Below are 16,303 nucleotides of genomic sequence, written 5' to 3'. Positions count from 1 at the left end.
AAGCGATAAAGCGGTTGAGCCAGTCCTGGAAATATGTAGCGAACTTCAATGTTCAGGTGATTCGTAAACGTTCAATATCCTTCATGGGTGGGGCACCAAATAAGCGGGAATATTCACGACTGAACTGTGAAGGACTCTCATAACCAACTTGATAAGCCGCATGGGTTGCATCAGCGTTTTCACTCAGCATCAGACGACGTGCTTCCAATAATCTCAACTGTTTTTGATATTGCAATGGACTCATTGAGGTGACTGCCTTGAAATGGCGATGGAATGATGCAGGAGACATACTCGCTTGCTGAGCCAAATCATCAACGCGCAATGATTTTGTAAAATCAGCTTTGAGGCGTTTAATGACTTCTGCAATGCGCTGCATATTGCTGCCTGATGTCGCAATCTGCCGAACTGCTTCGTCTTGTTCGCCAATTAAAAGGCGGTAATAGATTTCGCGAATAATCATCGGTGCCAGGAATGGAATATCCTGGGGCGTATCCAGCAGCCGTGTTAGTCTGGTGGCACAATCAATCAACGGTGCATTAGCATCACTAACGAACAAGCCTCTAACTGAAGTTTCTTTTTTATCTGGGCTGTGCTGGATTTGGTCAATAATATTCCAAAGTTGAATTGCGTCCAGGCTCAGCTTAAATCCTAGATACGGTTTGTCTGGTGTCGCTTCGACAATGTATCCACTGAGCGGTAAATCCACTGTGACAACGATATATTGAGCTGCGCCATACTGATAGGTTTCTTTTCCTAGTAAGGTTTCTTTTTTGCCTTGAAGAATAATGCAAAGAGTCGGTTCATATACGGCACAGAGTGCTGTAGGAGCAGCAGATTCCCGCATAAATTCCAACTGAGCGATCGCAGTTGAATGGATACCGTTCCCCAAGTCATCCGTATGGCGAGTCACTAGTTCCACCAGTTCTTGACAAGCGTTCTTTGCCCTCTCGCGTTTCAAGAGTTCAATTGCCATAGCAGTTTATCGATCGCTCCAATCGTGTTGCTGCGATTATTATAGAGGATTCTTTTCTGACTGCTTGAGAGGATCGGGCAATAATCTGCGAGATTTATGTATTTATAACCCTTCTACTTAAACCTATGATAAACCTATAACAAAAATCCAATGAAAGGATAAGGCAAGAGAGCAGGGTACAACAAGCAAATCCAAATCGCTTCGAGCGCAAAATCGAGGTGAGGACAAAGCAAAAATACCGCTCTTGCAACTGATTAGAAACGAATTGATGTCGGTTGAAGAATCTAGCTGTGTTACTAACTGAATGTAAGGAGATCGAAAGATGACTCAGAGAACATGGTTCATTACAGGTGCTTCCCGTGGAATTGGAGCCGAAATCGCACGAGCAGTTTTGGCAGCTGGTGACCAATTAATTGCAACCGCCCGCAACAAAACCGATTTGCATCAGTTCGAGTCCAGTCAAAATGTGTTGACGCTCAGCCTGGATATTACCGACGAGGCTCAAGTGAAAGCAGCAGTTGCAGCCGGACTGGAACGCTTTGGGCAGATCGATGTGTTAGTCAACAATGCGGGATTCGGTTTGCTCGGAGGCATTGAAGAAACCAGTGCAGAAGAAGTTGAGCGGGTATACCGCACGAACGTCTTCGGGCTGTTGAATGTGACCCGTGCCGTGTTGCCCAGTATGCGTCAGCACCGCTCCGGACACATTATTAACCTATCCTCGATCGGGGGCTACCGCTCCACTCCAGGGTGGGGCATCTACTCCTCAACCAAGTTTGCAGTTGAAGGCATTACCGAAGCTCTGCACGATGAATTAGCTCCTCTGGGTATCCATGCCACTGTGGTGGAGCCGGGATACTTCCGGACCAATTTCCTTGATGGCAGCTCGCTCCAGCGCACAGCCATGGAAATTTCCGATTACGCCCAGACAGTCGGTAAAATCCGTCACCACGCATCTGAACTGAACTATCAACAACCGGGAGACCCCACCAAACTCGCCCAGGCGATCCTTGAGATCGTCAACGCAGATACCCCACCTCTGCGGTTGCCTCTAGGGACAGACACCCTTCAGGCAATTGCTGAGAAAAACGCTTACGTCGAGCAAGAAACGGCACAATGGCGTACTCTGGCTGAATCCACTGATTACAGATAAGGAGTGCAAAAGGCGGGACTGTGCCAAAAAAGATTTTTTGTACGCGATCGAAACTAAACTAATCGTCAAAAGTTTTACAAGGATTGACTTTCAGCCCCAAAGCGGTTTAAACCGCTTTAGGGCTGTCGCCCCGCGTCCGGGGCGTAAGGACTCTCCGCGTCTCCGTGTCTCTACGCCCCGCGTCTCTTTGATAATGGACTGTCTTAATACTCACCAATCGGAGTCGCTGGTTCGCTTTGTTGCAGAGAAAGAAGGGCTGAATATTGATTTAGGTATTAAAGGTAAAACTGGTATTCTCAAGTCTATGAAATCTCGCGCAGCCTTTTTAAGTGATCCAGAACACACAATTGTTTTTCATTACACTCCCAAACATTGTTCCTGGCTAAATCAAATCGAGATTTGGTTCAGCATTTTGGTTCGCAAGTTACTTAAACGGGCAAGTTTCGTTAGTAAAGATGATTTAAAAAATCGAATACTCAGTTTTATTGAATACTTTAATCAAACAATGGCTAAACCTTTTAAATGGACTTACAAAGGTAAAGTCTTGGCGATTTAATGGTCTATTTATTTCCGCCGTGCTGTACTAGCTGTATCAACAATAGACATTGCAATCCTTTGAGAAACTGGGTTCTTCCGTACTTAGTGGGCTAAACTTTTCGGAAAATGCCAAAATAGTAAAGCTGGCATTTCAAAGTTATTAAAATTTCTAAATCCAAATCCGCAGCGTTTTAATAGCTTCAATTTATTATTAATCCCTTCAACTATTCCAATACCTTTGCCAAGCTTACCTGTATCTCCTGTTGAGTAAAGATTTTAGCTTTACCGTGCCGATTGACTTTCATCGCTCAACTGTAGACCCTGTTCACAGGCTACTACTAAAAGACCCCTGATAATTAAATCAGGAGTTATTATTTATATAGATAAGCCACAGTGTTGACCACTAATTCTTCTAATGAATGAAGCCGTAGCCGTGGGAATATTTACTAAGCTACTTCTAAAAAATCTCGTTCTGTTGGGTCTTCAGGGAAGAATACAGCAGGTGAAAGATTAAAAAAATGTGCCAGCTTTTGAATGTGTTCCACTGTTAATTTCCGCTTGCCTTTAAGCACATCAGAAACAATTGATTCAGTTTTAAAGACAGGAACTAAGTCCTTTTGTTTCAAATTTAATTCTGTAATTAAAACCTTAAGAAGTTCTACTCCATAAATATCTGGCACTAAATCTTGTGTTTGTTCATATTCATGAATTAAGATTCCCAGTAAATTCAAATAATCTTCTTCTTCCTCCGTCAATTGTCCTTTATCAAGCAGATTATCAACAACCGTTTGAGTTTTTTCTAAGTCTTCTTCAGATTTTATGGGGCGCGGAGGAAACGATATAAGCAAGTCCGTAAAGCTTTTGTTTTGAGGTAGCATTTCATTATTCTAATAGAGTTTAATTCTTGAGACTAAGGATTGGAAAAAATACCAATCTTAGTTTTATATATTTGATAGCGTTTAACCTAGCTATCAAACCATTCGTCATTTTCTTTCCATTTATCTTTATCGTATTCTGCGTGAGTTAAAAAGTCCCGAATGTATATAGCTTTGATTTTATAGTTGATACAAGTTATTAACCTATATTTATTTCCTCCAATATCAAAAATGACGAAGTTTTTAACTTGGTCAGGCGCAAAAACAGAAGTAGCTTTTACATCGTTAAAGTTATTCCAGTTTTGTGCTTTTACAAGTTTCTTCCAGGCTCGTATACTCGCCTCAGCTTCGGGGTGCTTTTCATAAGCTTTCTTAAGTCTGGCTTCTGTGATAATACGCATAGAAACGGTTGTCCTCTAGACCTAAATTTTAAAAAAATCATGCTCACAGACTCCTTTTTCCTTTGTAAAATTAGTGATTTAAATTTGACTGATTAGTCAAATTTAATCAATCAAAAAGATAAAAGCTAATACCAATTTTCCACAAAGATGAGCTTAATATTTTGTAATCGTTTGACCTGTAAAGCTTACATAATTCGTTGTTTGTCACCAAATATTAAGCTCAAGTTTACAGAGAATTGGTATTAGAACTTTTCCAACTATCTTAGCAAATTGCGAAGTTCAAGACAAGTGTTTTGTGTGTTCATGCGTACCCTCCCAGGCGAGCGATCGCGCCAATTAACGAGCGATTGAGCGTCAGAATAGTACCCAGTTTACGAGGCATTTATGCCGAGGGCGACATGGTAATTGCCTTATGGGATGGAACAGCTACAGCCAAAGACGGCAAACCCTATACCAACATCTATTCCTGGTATATGACCATGAAAAACGGGCGTATTGTCAAGGCAGTAGCATTCTTCGATACCATTGAGCTTACCGATCTGTGGAACCGCATTCCTGTAAGTAAAATTTCAAACATGATGAAAATCCACCTAGAACAATTCTTAACCGAGTGGTATTGCTGGCTGAGGGCCACCTGTTATTAGTGTGATTGATAAAGAGAAATCACTGTTATCTAACAGAGATTTATTGCTCAAAACAGCAAATTGTCCACCACTTCCTAATCCTGCAACTGCACCATCAGAGTTATAGAAAAGGCTGCCAGTAGATTTATTGTAAACTATGAAGGCGTTGCTACTGCCTGCAAGACTGCTTTCAGTAGAACTATCGGCAGTAATCGTGGCAAATTCATTGGCAGCTATCCCATTACTTAGGGTTAATGAGTTGAATAAACGATGGGATAATTGGATTTTATCGCTGCCTTTGGTAAAGTCAGTTATGGTGTCTATGCCTAAATCACTAAAGCTACTCACACCACTAAAACTGAAGATATCCGCATCTTGCCCACCTGTTAAGATATCATTACCTTGACCACCTGTGAGTAGATCGAGTCCAGTTTCACCCAAAAGAGTATCATTACCTAAACCCCCGTTCAGGGTATCATTACCTGAATTTCCGCTCAAGGTATCGTTGCCTGCACCGCCATTAAGGGTATCATTGCCCCCAAGACCTCTTAAAGAATCGTTTAAGCTTGTACCAGTGATATTAAACTGTTCAATATTCAAATAGTCAAGAAATATTGCACCACTTGAAAGGAAGCGAAAAACGCTAGTATTAGCAGGAATATCAATACCGAGTCCGTTAGTCAGATTGGGATGAACAGCGTTGGTGAAATCTGCGATGAGGGTGTCATTTCCCACTCCTCCATTTACTTCTCTTCTTGAAGAAATATTTCCCGCATAAGTCAGGTTAATAGTATCATTGCTTGCTCCCGTTCTAATAGCACCTGAAGAATTTGCAGCATTACCAATGATAGTGTCGTTACCACTTCCTGTGATAATTGAGTCTAATTTTTCAAAATTGCTGACTTGTGCTGTGGTATTTCCTAGTAGTTGAGAACCTGATAGATTGAGATTTAATGTCAGATCGGCGGTTGCGCTACTGAGGTTAATGCTGAGGCGATCAATTCCTGCTCCTCCATCAAGAATATCATTGCCACTGCCACCTGTAATGATATCGTTCCCCGCGCCCCCAATTAGGGTATCACTACCTGCTGAGCCGCTTAAAACATCATCGAAGTTTGTGCCGATAACTTGAAATCTTTCGATGCTGGAGAATGTGAGCAGTATGGCATTACTTGAGCGGGTGTTAATGTGATTTAGACCAGCAAAAGTAATCTGAATGCCTAATCCATCAATCAAATCAGGATGAGTGAAATTGCTGTAATCTGCAATCAGAGTATCATTACCAGCTCCTCCATTCACACTCCCCAAAAGATTGATAATTACATCATCCCCATCATCACCTCGAATGGTATTGATTCCTCCGCCTCCATTTATGGTATCGTTCCCTCCTAAACCCTCAATCTCTTCATCAAAAATTGTCCCTTCAATCCAGTCATTTCCCTGTGTACCTTGAATAATTCCGCTTCCCGGCGCAATTGTCCCTTCTTCAGAGGAAATTTCTCCCGACTCTTCTTCCCAAAACAACAAGCTTCCTTGGTCTTCTAGTTCATGATTAAATGGCATACTAAGCTATCCTCAATAGACTTACCTATTTTTTGGATACAAGAACTAAAGATTTATCTCCGGAAAATACTTATGTTTTGGATGATATAGTAATCACGGTTCGATTTAAAAACCTACGAGATAATACAGTGAAATATATCTGTCTAACGAGTTTTTCAGAAATCAAATACTAGTCCTATATCAACCTCTGCCACAATCTTGTGTAACGCTGCTCATCATTTGTAGTCCGAACAGCCAGAGATATCGCTTTGTTTGAGACAATCACGATCGCTAACTTCCTAGCATGAGTCATCCTTGTATAAAATAAATTACGTGTCAGCCTCATGAAGTGTTGCAGGTATTAAAATGAAGACATTCCCTAAAAGGAAGGGTCAATATTAGCGGAAACTTCTGCAAGCCATTCGAGTGGTCTGGGTTGCCAATTCAGTTCTCGTTTTGCTTTAGCGTTTGATGCTCCACGCAGGTGGTTGGCGTAGTAAACCGCGTCTGAACCGTGAGCACGTTCTGTTTGTTCTTCAGTCACTCGAACAGGTGGTTGAGCACCCAGCCAACGAGCATAAGCAGATAACCACACTCGGAGTTCGACTGGTTGGTCGTCATTGATGTTGTAAATACCGGGGATACCTTGATGCACTGCGGCAATGGTGGCATCAGCAACGTCTTCAATATGAACCCAAGACCAAACTCCTTTTCCTTCTCCCACAATTGGGTATTGCTGTTGACGGACTTGGTTGGCGACATCTCCATAAGATTGCGAACCAAGTTCCTGGTCCGTAAAAGAAGCCATATCTGAGAGCGATCCCTTCGAGATTGGTTGCTGTAAGGACTCGATGTTCAGTATCAGCGTATACACGAGTACCGGATGCTATTGCAGGCGTTGCATCAAAGGCAAATGGTGTTTCTTCTGTCGCCAGTCCCGAACCAGGAGCATACCAAAACGCGCTTGACTGGATAATATAACGACGCACACCAGCCGCTTGTACATTTGCACCACCTTCTCGCCGCAATCGAGCATCTAGTTCAGCCGCCGCAGTCATTGATGCTCGCGTATAGGTCTGAGGTAGAGAAGTCAATTGCTCAATAACCACTTCGGGCTGAGCCTGAGTCATGGCAGTACGGACTGCTACTGCGTCAAAAGCATCAACCACTACGGCTTTTGCCCCCAGTTTGGTAAGAACATGAGCTTTTTCTGATGTTCGAGTCATTCCAATCACTTCGTGACCCGCAGCAACTAAACCTGTGACCAGTGGACGACCAATTGCTCCCGTTGCACCTGCAATAAAAATTTTCATATCAACACTCCTGTAAAACAAGCATTGGTTTAGAGTTGATACTTTAAAGTTAGAGCGGATTTTGGTTTGATTGAAGATCCAATTATTATAAATTTGAGTAGTCCAATTTCAGTAGGAAACGGTATGGAGTTTCATCTGATACTGGCTGAACGTCAGCTTGTAGGGTGAAATGTAGTCCAAGCAATGCTTTCCCAATTCAAAATCTAAAATCAACGCATCCAAAATAATATCACCTATGAGCTATGACAAAAAAGATAGAAGCATCACACCAAGCACCTTGTTCTGTCGTCGGTAAAGCCTGAACTTCCGCCATATATTCAGCCTTACACCGAGCTAACTCATCTGCGGAAAGTTCAAAGACTTGAGAGCCAAAAACGTTCTTAGAATTAATTTGCCACAATTCTTCAGCACTCTTAAAGTCAGGGGTAAAGTACCAACCAAACTGCTCTTGTATCACTTGAATACTTTTAAATCCTGCTGTTTGTAGGAGCCGATAGCATTTTTTAAGCGTACCAAATGGTTCGTTAGGGTTAGGAATATTTATACCATATCTTTGGGCGACTTCTCTAAACAAAACTGATGGAGGAAAAGCTTTTTCTGCCCAAACATTCAAGGCTAAAGTTCCATTTTGTTTAAGCCACTCATGCCATTTTTTTAAAGCAGGAGAAATGTCAGTCAAATAACAAATTGCTAAAGAACAAAATATAACATCAAAAGAGCGATCGCTAAATTCCACAATTTCTACATCCGCTTCAATAAATTCTACATTTTGTAAACCCAAATTAATTTGCTTTTGTCTTGCTTGCTCTAGCATTCCAGTGGAAATATCCACACCAACGACTTTACCTTCAATACCTACTTTTTTGGCAGCAGCAAGTGCAACTAAACCAGTCCCTGTTGCTATATCCAAGACAGTTTGTCCCGGTTGAAGTTGAGCAAATTCAATTAAACGATGAGCAACAGGAGCATGAAATCTACCGCGATCGTAATGAGTTCGCGAATTAAAGTCAGCTAGCAGGTTCTGTTTATATTTATCTAACTGTGTATTGTTCAACATTGTCCATTGAAGTACGAACTTTGATACCATTTTTATATCAAGTTAGACTTACTTAATCCTCCCTTGGAAAGTTGAAATTACCCCCCTTAATCCCCCCTTGGAAAGGGGGGAAACTAGATTTCCGGTTCCCTCCCCTTTCCAAGGGGAGGGTTAGGGTGGGGTAAAAACAATATGTGGTAATTACTGAGGAGTTTAGGCTGTAAATTCTTATGAGGTGAACATCTTGTGGAGTGAACATTTTGTGGGGTGGGCGTCCTCGCCCGCCCAGATTTGGTAAAAATTAAAACTCAAAAGGTTACAACTACTCTACCGCATCTGGGTCAATGCCCATTGCCCGTAACCGTTCTGCTAGTTGTACAACTCTTCGCTCTGCGGCAAGAGCCCGTTGTCGTTCTTGCTCAGCAACTTCATGACCAATTAGCAAAAGGTTACCATTTGTATCCCACCAGCGCAACCAGAATTGCTCTGGATTATTCAAGTAAACTCCTCGCCATAACCCCAGTTCCACGCCCAAAGGTTCAATCAAGTATCTTCCTTGCTCATTGGGTTGCAACTTTTGGTAGGAAAAATCTACCAAGTGATAAACCTCCAACTTGGCATGATTGATTTCATAGATAGCATAGTACGGAATTCTAATAATTTGTTGATATACCCAAAATTTACCGGGCGTCGCACTTTCTTGATGAGGGGCGAGGGGTAGAGGAGTCGCATCTCTTTCTTCTTCGCCATCGCCACTCGCAAGTTCAATAGCGATGAGTGGGGGGATGTATTCCCGCCAAAAAACATAGGAACGACGTATTTTGCCATCCAGCATTGGCGGTACATCAGGTACGTAAAACCAATCAGGTGCTTCGGCTCCTTTTTCTGGTGGTTCGGTTTCTCGCCAGTAAATCCCACAGTCTTGACCAATGCAGTACTGTCCATCTGGATGCATTTGTTGCAAAACAGGAGCGATGGAGTCTGTCAAAATCAGACATTGAGGATGTTTTTGGAAATTGTTCACAAACGTACCATCAGACTCTGGTAATTGAGTATGGTCGGGAAACTGGGGTGGGATATCAATTTCAGTAAACATTTCACCCATGTTCTTATACCATTATGCGATCGCATTGCTCACTCCTCGCTACCTAGTCTACCGCATTTGGGTCAATACCCATTGCTCGCAACCGTTCTGCTAGTTCTGCAGCTTTTCGCTCTGCAGCCAGAGCTCTTTGTCTTTCTTGCTCAGCCTTCTGTCTCTCGTGCTCAGCCCTGTGTCTTTCTTGCTCAGCTTCTTCTTTGCCAATGAGTAACAACTTGCCATTTGTCTCCCACCAACGCAACCAGAATTGCTCTGGATTGTTCAAGTAACTCCCTCGCCATAACCCCAGTTCCACTCCCAAAGGTTCAATCAAGTATCTTCCTTCCTCGTTCGCTTGCAGCTTGCGGTATGAAAAATCTACCAGGTGATACACCTCCAATTTGGCATGATTGATTTCATAGATAACATAGTACGGAATTCTGATAATTTGTTGATATACCCAAAATTTTCCCGGCTTTGTACCTTTCTGACGCGCCTGCGCTAGGGGTGTTGCATCTCTTTCTTCTTCGCCATCGCCACTTGCAAGTTCGATGGCGATGAGTGGGGGGATGTATTCCCGCCAAAAAACATAGGAACGACGTATTTTGCCATTTAGCATTGGCGGTACATCAGGTACGTAAAACCAATCGGGTGCTTCGGCTCCTTTTTCTGGTGGTTCGGTTTCTCGCCAGTAGATCCCACAGTCTTGACCGATACAGTACTGTCCATCTGGATGTAGTTTCTGCAACACAGGCGCGATGGAGTCCGTCAACATTAAACATTGAGGATGTTCTTGGAAATTCTTCACAAACGTACCATCCGACTCTGGTAATTGGGTATGGTCGGGAAACTGGGGTGGGATATCAATTTCACTCAGTATTTCTCTCATGTTCCTAACACAATAGCTACTATTATTTACTATCAGGCACAATCCCTCAAGCATTCAAGGTGCAAACTACTTTGCGATGCTTTATCTGCATTTCCAGCGCGTGTTGCAAATGATTGTACTGGCAAAGTTTTTTAGGAGAGTACCATACTCAACAATCCGGGCTAAAACCTGTACCAAATTGTCAAAAACAGTAATTAAAGACATTTCTGGGTATTTTAAGCTTTACACAGATTTAGTTTACCCTTTGACTACTTTCAACCATCCAAACAAATCAGCCACCGTTAAGCGGAAATCTTTCATTAAATCTGGAACAGGTAAAACATCCTCTGGTTGCTCTAGAAGTTCCGGCTGCTGTCCTGGTGGATAAATTAGCACAGATTTTTCACCAGGATCGACAAGCCAACCTAGTTTGGTACCATATTTTAAGCAATGTAATATCTTTCCAGTCACTTTGGTTTGGCTTTGTTCTGGTGAGAGAATTTCAATCGTCCAGTCTGGTGCAGCCGCGAATACATTAGCAATATCCCCATCTTCATCAAGGGGAATTCTATCCCAAGCGAAGACCACTACATTTGGAACTATTGAGCGTCCACCAAAGGTACACCTCAATTCAGGTAAGGCAAGCGCAATTTTCTGCTCTTCTACTATGTCATTAATGGTAGTGACTAGTTTACCTTGTAACTTGCTGTGTTTTCCTTGGGGCATAGGTTTCTGAATGATTTCACCATCAATGTATTCACTTGCAGGTTTAGTTTCTGGGAGTTTCAGAAACTCTTCTAAGGTCAGTGTTTGCGTTGGTGCTTGTACCATATGCGCTACCTGTGAATCAAGCGATCGTATTGATAAATCATAGCTTTTTCTAAGAATCTATATCTTTTAACTTATTCCACAACTCCAGTATGGGGATGTGACAAGTTCCTGAAAATTGAGCATCGCCTACCTCTACTACTACCCACTCTCTACTTTTTAATTGTCCGATATCAATCGCCACATAAGGAACATTGAGGCGCTGAGATGCCAAAGTAGCTAAGCTTAAGACTTCTTTTTCTTCTTGTTGTGAAAGTTTGCTTAGGTCGTCATTTCCATCCCAATAGTATCCATATTCTAAAACTTGCCCATTATACATAAAAACTCTATACTCTCTTCCCATAGGAAAGCCATTTGGAGCTAAGCGTTGATAGCGTAAATTCACACATTTTCTAGCGATCGCTCTACCACGCGAACCATATTTGAGCTTTAATAACCATTCTGTTAGCGTTTCTAATTCCTCTAAGTTCTTCGCAACACAAGACTTCCATCCCTGTCTTTTTCTTGATTGAACTGCTCCTTTAACAAAGATAGGAAATCCCAATACTTCACCAGCATGAGCACATTCTTCAACTGATTTAACGATGATACTTTCAGGAGTTAAACCTTGTAAATATGGGTAAAATAAATCAAATTCTGTTACTAACTGATGTTGTAGTGGTGAATTAACTAGTTTTATCCCTTTAACTAAAGCAGCATTGTAAATAGCTTGATAGCGTTCAAATTCTGGAATATATCCTATCCAAATAGCAGTAGTTTCTTGAGTGTAATTAGGAATATGCCATAAAGCATTTTCCGCCGTGCCACAACGTTCAAAGTCTGGTGGTATATTATATACAGTACATCCCTGTATTTGAGCAGCCTCAGTCAATAATTTAATATTGCTGACACTTGCAGATGGTTCTAGTTGTTCTGGTGATTCACTTAAAACAATCATCTCTATAGTAGTCTAACGCAATACAACTCGGTTAAAGTTTGTTAGCACAATTGTCAAAATGTAGAGACTAGCATGGCTAGTCTCTACAGAGATTATGACTGAGCCTGGGAACGAGGTGAGAGGTCTGACCCATCAGGGGATCTAATCAAGCTAACCTTTTACACAAACAACTTGCTTGAGAGTTGCTACAACTTCAACTAGATCGGCTTGATTGTTCATTACCTCATCTATAGGTTTGTAAGCACCTGGAATTTCATCCAAAACACCTTCATCTTTACGACACTCTACGCCTTTTGTTTGCTCAATTAAATCGTCAAGAGTGTAAACATTCTTTGCCTTATTTCGAGATAGCAAACGACCTGCACCATGCGAGCAAGAACAAAAACTATTGGCACAACCTTTACCTTTAACAATGTAAGATTTTGCCCCCATTGAACCGGGGATAATACCATAGTCATCTTTTTCTGCACGAACTGCACCCTTACGAGTGACGTATACATCCTCGCCAAAATGCACTTCTTTCTCAGCATAATTATGATGGCAATTAACCTCTAATAAAGGTTTAATCGATCTACCACCTGCTAAATGTTTCTCAATGATGTGCTTAAAACGCGCCATCATGACCTCACGGTTGACACGCGCATAGTCCTGCGCCCATTGCAAATCGTGCCAGTATGCTTGGAATTCTGGCATACCAGCAATAAAGTAGGCTAAATCTGGGTCTGGCAATTTATTATCTGCCATTTTTGCTAAATTTTTAGCAGTGTTGATATGGCATTGAGCGAGATTATTGCCAATATGGCGCGAACCGGAATGCAACATCAGCCAAACTTGGTTCTCTGTATCGAGGCAAACTTCTAGAAAATGATTCAATTTGTTACTAATTGTAAAAATTAAGCTTATTGAGTCTCCATACTCTTAATTCATTACAATCGACCAAGGCATTTCTGCTTGATTCTATACCTTCCTTATTCGGTATAGTTCGGAGCACACCTTCATCCTAATTCACAAATTAACTAGGATGCCCAAGTCCCTCTGCTCTCTACGGGGTGTTTGACCACTTCCCTCGGTATTAGCAAGTAAATATATAAAAAATTTACTATTTCTCAGCCTTCACCGATTTGGACGAGTTTTGATTACTATATTACTATAGCAAGGGGCAATTCTTTACCCCCTCCTAGAGAACCCATTTGTTTCATCGCTTTGCCTTGTAAATCTTGCACTCCTGGATGCAAGTCTTTAAAGTCGCGCCAGCTTTGCCAGTTGGTAACAGTTTTTTCAACCTCTTTATTTTCGTTAAATCCCGTAGGAATCGCTGCTTCAATATCCAAGCGGATTTTTTTCAGTTTTCCTTCTAGTTTGTCACCATTGAATGGCGTTTTTAGCGCCATCATACCACAGTTGTGAACGAAGACACCCGCTTTTAAAGCAAAGTTGTGATATTCAGGTACTGTAAGGCAATAAACGTCTTGTGTATAGTCTAAAGATAGAACAGCTACAACTTTGTGATTACACTGAGATTGAGAGACTAAGGTATAACCATCTTTGTCTGTTTTTGAGTAGAACGGCATCAAAGATGTTCCAGATTGAAGATGTTGTGCTTCCTCATAGTTTCCATCTCTAAGCATAAATTGGTGATCTGGTGTGCAGATAATTTCTTCACCATTGTCCAGAATGACTTTTACAAGAGGAGCATTACGTCTGGTTAACCTTGCTTTTGCCTTAGCTGCTACGACTTTTCCGGTGGAGGTACACGAGTAAACTATAAACTCTTCATGACATTCAGCTAAATCTTTTATGGAGTAAAATTTACCATCGACTAGAGGAATAAGAGTATCACCTACAAAGCAGCCAATATCCACTCCGACAGCAGCGGGGATAATGGCTTCTTTTGTGGCGATAACTGAACCAACTAAGGCTCCTTTACCTAAGTGAACGTCTGGCATCAATGCTACGTGTTTAAATACAAATGGTAGTGATGCTACATTTTTTGCCATCTTGGTTTCTTCTGTCCCTAATGGGTGGTTTGCCCAAGACAGGACGGGTGATGGTGTGGAAAGTTCTAATTCTTCGTAGGGCATAAAATTTTGGATTTTAGATTTTGGATTTTGGATTAATTGAATTGGGCTTTTTTACACAAGCTAATTGCATGAATTTCACTCACCTTAATACTGCTTGGGTAAGTCATAAATTTTAAACCATGTAGGTTGGGTTGAGCGATAGCGAAACCCAACTTTCTTCATGCTTTGTTGGGTTTCGTTCCTCAACCCAACCTACCATTCATGAATGTAATATTATTGTAGTATGGTTAAATTAGCAATGACAAGTCTTAAAAGTTCGCTCACAACTAAGCACGAAAATACCCAATCCTCAATCCCCAGTCTCTATTCCCTGTAATATTAATTATAATAGGTAAAGAAAAGTACACAAAATTCTATGGCAGTTCGTCAAGATACTATCTGGGAACGCTTTTTATCCCCTGTCGTGCGTCTCCTGATTGATGAACAGGGGTTGCAGCGGTATGCGGAAAGTGTAGATTGGGAAAAAGAAAGCGATCGCTACCGTCGTGCTGATGTGACAATTCCCACATATTACACCAGTCAAAACTTTCATGGAATTAAGCGTGGTTATCTTAACCCTGGTGCAGCAGTTACCTACGATCCCATTACCCAATACGTTTTACCCCCTAACGAAACTGTTGTTCGTCAAGCGTTAATTGATGCGATTCAGGTACAACCGCGAAGAATTCTAGATTTGGGTTGTGGGACGGGTTCAACAACCTTAATGTTAAAGCAGGCATTCCCTCAAGCCGAAGTCATAGGTTTGGATTTATCGCCTTATATGCTTGTGAGGGCTTCACACAAAGCACAAAATGCTGGTTTGGAAATTTCCTGGCGACATGGCAATGCTGAGAGAACTAGTTTTCCAGATGCTTCCTTTGACTTGGTAACTGCTTCTCTGTTATTCCACGAAACACCAGTTGCAGTCTCTCAAGCGATTCTACGCGAAGCCTTCCGGTTACTCGTATCTGGGGGACAAGTCTTGATTTTGGATGGTAATCAAAAAACTATTCGGCAGTTGGATTGGCTGAATAATGTTTTTGAGGAGCCGTACATTCAGGAATATGCAGCAGGAAGCATTGATGCTTGGATGGGTGCAGCCGGATTTGGCAGTGTACAAACTCAGGATGTCTGGTGGATCAATCAAGTCACAAGTGGAATCAAGCCAATTGTGTCTGGCGATCGCAATGTCCAAAGGAATACCATGCGTTACACTCCTACACAAGGGGACACCACAGTAGATAATGGAGAGTTGCAGGGATTTCCATCACCAGCTTTTAATATACTTCCATGAGTCTAAAGGCGATTCTGTTTGACTTTAATGGTGTCATCATTAATGATGAATCCATTCACGAGAAACTTATAGAGCAACTTCTGATTGAAGAAAACCTGACCATAAAACCAGGTGAGTACCGCACAATTTGTTTGGGACGTAGCGATCGCGTTTGCGTCAAAGAACTGCTAGCCAAACGAGGGCGTGTGGTGAGTGAAACTTATCTCACCCAGTTGCTTAATCGTAAAGCAGAAAGTTATGTTCGGGAGATAGAAAAAGGTGAAAAATTGCCTCTATATCCTGGGTTAGATGACTTACTCTTTCAAGCGCGTGCTCGTAATTTAAAAATAGGAATCGTCAGTGGCGCGATCCGTAAAGAAATTGACCTAATACTTAATCGCGCCAACTTAGCTCAACATTTTAAAGTCATTGTTGCAGATGATGATATTACCACTAGTAAACCAGACCCGCACGGTTATTTGCTTGCAGTCAAACGCCTAAACCAGGAATATCCCGATTTAAACCTTTTGCCAGAAGAGTGTTTGGCGATCGAAGATACCTTTGCTGGCATACAAGCGGCAAAACAAGCAGGGATGCAAGTTGTTGGAGTAGCGCATACCTACCCATTCCATATGCTACAGCGCCAAGCTAACTGGACAATAGATTATCTGAGCGATTTAGAACTGGAACGAGTTCAGGAACTTTACGCGCAAAAAAATGGTTAATTTACTGTTGGTAATGTTATTATGAATGGTTGTTTGGAGTAAAGATAAGTTATTGAGTTCTTGTTTCAGCAATAGCTC

The 16,303-nt window shown here is 41.7% G+C and carries 16 protein-coding genes and 3 pseudogenes; 5 read left to right on the top strand and 14 right to left on the bottom strand.

Features of this window, described 5'->3' with window-relative positions:
• Positions 1–52: 52 nt before the first annotated feature.
• Complete coding sequence (locus tag F7734_RS16460; RefSeq protein WP_155745707.1) at positions 53–973, bottom strand: AraC family transcriptional regulator; 921 nt, start codon at positions 971–973, stop codon at positions 53–55.
• A gap of 322 nt (positions 974–1,295) precedes the next feature.
• Between F7734_RS16460 and F7734_RS16455 the strand changes: the two genes are divergently transcribed.
• Entirely contained in the window at positions 1,296–2,126 is an 831-nt protein-coding gene (locus F7734_RS16455) for an oxidoreductase (RefSeq protein WP_155745706.1), read from the top strand.
• A complete protein-coding gene (locus tag F7734_RS66125; protein WP_347566215.1) occupies positions 2,050–2,682 on the top strand; it encodes a transposase in 633 nt (210 codons plus the stop codon). The genes F7734_RS16455 and F7734_RS66125 overlap by 77 nt, the downstream gene beginning before the upstream one ends.
• A gap of 83 nt (positions 2,683–2,765) precedes the next feature.
• On the opposite strand, the pseudogene F7734_RS16445 reads toward F7734_RS66125, so the two are convergent.
• The 3 genes and pseudogenes from F7734_RS16445 to F7734_RS16435 form a co-directional block, all read right to left on the bottom strand.
• Positions 2,766–2,894, bottom strand: a pseudogene (locus F7734_RS16445) (transposase); the annotation flags it as partial.
• Between the two features lie 215 nt (positions 2,895–3,109).
• Positions 3,110–3,541, bottom strand: coding sequence for a transcriptional regulator (locus tag F7734_RS16440; protein WP_155745705.1), 432 nt, complete (start codon positions 3,539–3,541; stop codon positions 3,110–3,112).
• An 86-nt stretch (positions 3,542–3,627) separates the two neighbouring features.
• A complete protein-coding gene (locus F7734_RS16435; protein WP_155745704.1) occupies positions 3,628–3,939 on the bottom strand; it encodes a type II toxin-antitoxin system HigB family toxin in 312 nt (103 codons plus the stop codon).
• Between the two features lie 293 nt (positions 3,940–4,232).
• On the opposite strand from F7734_RS16435, the gene F7734_RS16430 reads away from it, so the two are divergent.
• The gene (locus F7734_RS16430; RefSeq protein WP_207714117.1) at positions 4,233–4,583 is read left to right on the top strand and encodes a hypothetical protein; all 351 of its coding nucleotides are present in this window, start codon (positions 4,233–4,235) and stop codon (positions 4,581–4,583) included.
• Here the strand turns inward: F7734_RS16430 and F7734_RS16425 are convergent.
• The 10 genes and pseudogenes from F7734_RS16425 to F7734_RS16380 form a co-directional block, all read right to left on the bottom strand.
• On the bottom strand, positions 4,542–6,125 hold the full coding sequence (locus F7734_RS16425; protein WP_155745703.1) for a calcium-binding protein: 1,584 nt from the start codon (positions 6,123–6,125) through the stop codon (positions 4,542–4,544). The two genes, F7734_RS16430 and F7734_RS16425, sit on opposite strands and share 42 nt — an antisense overlap.
• A gap of 358 nt (positions 6,126–6,483) precedes the next feature.
• Complete coding sequence (locus F7734_RS65340; protein WP_347566214.1) at positions 6,484–6,828, bottom strand: hypothetical protein; 345 nt, start codon at positions 6,826–6,828, stop codon at positions 6,484–6,486.
• Positions 6,788–7,417, bottom strand: coding sequence for an NAD(P)-dependent oxidoreductase (locus F7734_RS65335; RefSeq protein WP_347566213.1), 630 nt, complete (start codon positions 7,415–7,417; stop codon positions 6,788–6,790). The genes F7734_RS65340 and F7734_RS65335 overlap by 41 nt, the downstream gene beginning before the upstream one ends.
• A gap of 229 nt (positions 7,418–7,646) precedes the next feature.
• A complete protein-coding gene (locus tag F7734_RS16410; protein ID WP_155745701.1) occupies positions 7,647–8,474 on the bottom strand; it encodes a methyltransferase domain-containing protein in 828 nt (275 codons plus the stop codon).
• A 301-nt stretch (positions 8,475–8,775) separates the two neighbouring features.
• A complete protein-coding gene (locus F7734_RS16405) occupies positions 8,776–9,558 on the bottom strand; it encodes a Uma2 family endonuclease (protein ID WP_155745700.1) in 783 nt (260 codons plus the stop codon).
• 43 nt (positions 9,559–9,601) lie between these two features.
• Positions 9,602–10,423, bottom strand: coding sequence for a Uma2 family endonuclease (locus tag F7734_RS16400; protein ID WP_155745699.1), 822 nt, complete (start codon positions 10,421–10,423; stop codon positions 9,602–9,604).
• Between the two features lie 237 nt (positions 10,424–10,660).
• Positions 10,661–11,233: a Uma2 family endonuclease gene (locus F7734_RS16395; RefSeq protein WP_155745698.1), complete on the bottom strand. Its 573-nt coding sequence runs from the start codon at positions 11,231–11,233 to the stop codon at positions 10,661–10,663.
• Between the two features lie 49 nt (positions 11,234–11,282).
• A complete protein-coding gene (locus tag F7734_RS16390; protein WP_155745697.1) occupies positions 11,283–12,167 on the bottom strand; it encodes an ATP-grasp domain-containing protein in 885 nt (294 codons plus the stop codon).
• Between the two features lie 150 nt (positions 12,168–12,317).
• Positions 12,318–13,037, bottom strand: a pseudogene (locus tag F7734_RS16385) (RtcB family protein); the annotation flags it as partial.
• A gap of 299 nt (positions 13,038–13,336) precedes the next feature.
• A pseudogene (locus F7734_RS16380) lies at positions 13,337–14,248 on the bottom strand (RtcB family protein); the annotation flags it as partial.
• A 355-nt stretch (positions 14,249–14,603) separates the two neighbouring features.
• Between F7734_RS16380 and F7734_RS16375 the strand changes: the two are divergent.
• Both F7734_RS16375 and F7734_RS16370 read left to right on the top strand, forming a co-directional pair.
• Positions 14,604–15,521, top strand: a complete 918-nt coding sequence (locus tag F7734_RS16375; RefSeq protein WP_155745696.1) for a class I SAM-dependent methyltransferase — start codon at positions 14,604–14,606, stop codon at positions 15,519–15,521.
• A complete protein-coding gene (locus tag F7734_RS16370; RefSeq protein ID WP_155745695.1) occupies positions 15,518–16,225 on the top strand; it encodes an HAD family phosphatase in 708 nt (235 codons plus the stop codon). Before F7734_RS16375 ends, F7734_RS16370 begins: the two co-directional genes overlap by 4 nt.
• The last annotated feature ends 78 nt before the right edge of the window (positions 16,226–16,303 follow it).

The organism is Scytonema sp. UIC 10036, assembly GCF_009725235.1.
The sequence above is the reverse complement of the archived record's forward strand: the minus strand, read 5'-3'. Positions and strand labels throughout refer to the sequence as shown.

Excerpts from the sequence above, each read along its gene's own strand:
- F7734_RS16410 (WP_155745701.1), bottom strand. The coding sequence starts at position 8,474 with ATGTTGAACAATACACAGTTAGATAAATATAAACAGAACCTGCTAGCT.
- F7734_RS16390 (WP_155745697.1), bottom strand. The coding sequence starts at position 12,167 with ATGATTGTTTTAAGTGAATCACCAGAACAACTAGAACCATCTGCAAGT.
- F7734_RS16405 (WP_155745700.1), bottom strand. The coding sequence starts at position 9,558 with ATGGGTGAAATGTTTACTGAAATTGATATCCCACCCCAGTTTCCCGAC.
- F7734_RS16440 (WP_155745705.1), bottom strand. The coding sequence starts at position 3,541 with ATGCTACCTCAAAACAAAAGCTTTACGGACTTGCTTATATCGTTTCCT.
- F7734_RS16455 (WP_155745706.1), top strand. The coding sequence starts at position 1,296 with ATGACTCAGAGAACATGGTTCATTACAGGTGCTTCCCGTGGAATTGGA.
- F7734_RS65335 (WP_347566213.1), bottom strand. The coding sequence starts at position 7,417 with ATGAAAATTTTTATTGCAGGTGCAACGGGAGCAATTGGTCGTCCACTG.
- F7734_RS16400 (WP_155745699.1), bottom strand. The coding sequence starts at position 10,423 with ATGAGAGAAATACTGAGTGAAATTGATATCCCACCCCAGTTTCCCGAC.
- F7734_RS16370 (WP_155745695.1), top strand. The coding sequence starts at position 15,518 with ATGAGTCTAAAGGCGATTCTGTTTGACTTTAATGGTGTCATCATTAAT.
- F7734_RS16435 (WP_155745704.1), bottom strand. The coding sequence starts at position 3,939 with ATGCGTATTATCACAGAAGCCAGACTTAAGAAAGCTTATGAAAAGCAC.
- F7734_RS16375 (WP_155745696.1), top strand. The coding sequence starts at position 14,604 with ATGGCAGTTCGTCAAGATACTATCTGGGAACGCTTTTTATCCCCTGTC.
- F7734_RS16425 (WP_155745703.1), bottom strand. The coding sequence starts at position 6,125 with ATGCCATTTAATCATGAACTAGAAGACCAAGGAAGCTTGTTGTTTTGG.
- F7734_RS16395 (WP_155745698.1), bottom strand. The coding sequence starts at position 11,233 with ATGGTACAAGCACCAACGCAAACACTGACCTTAGAAGAGTTTCTGAAA.
- F7734_RS16460 (WP_155745707.1), bottom strand. The coding sequence starts at position 973 with ATGGCAATTGAACTCTTGAAACGCGAGAGGGCAAAGAACGCTTGTCAA.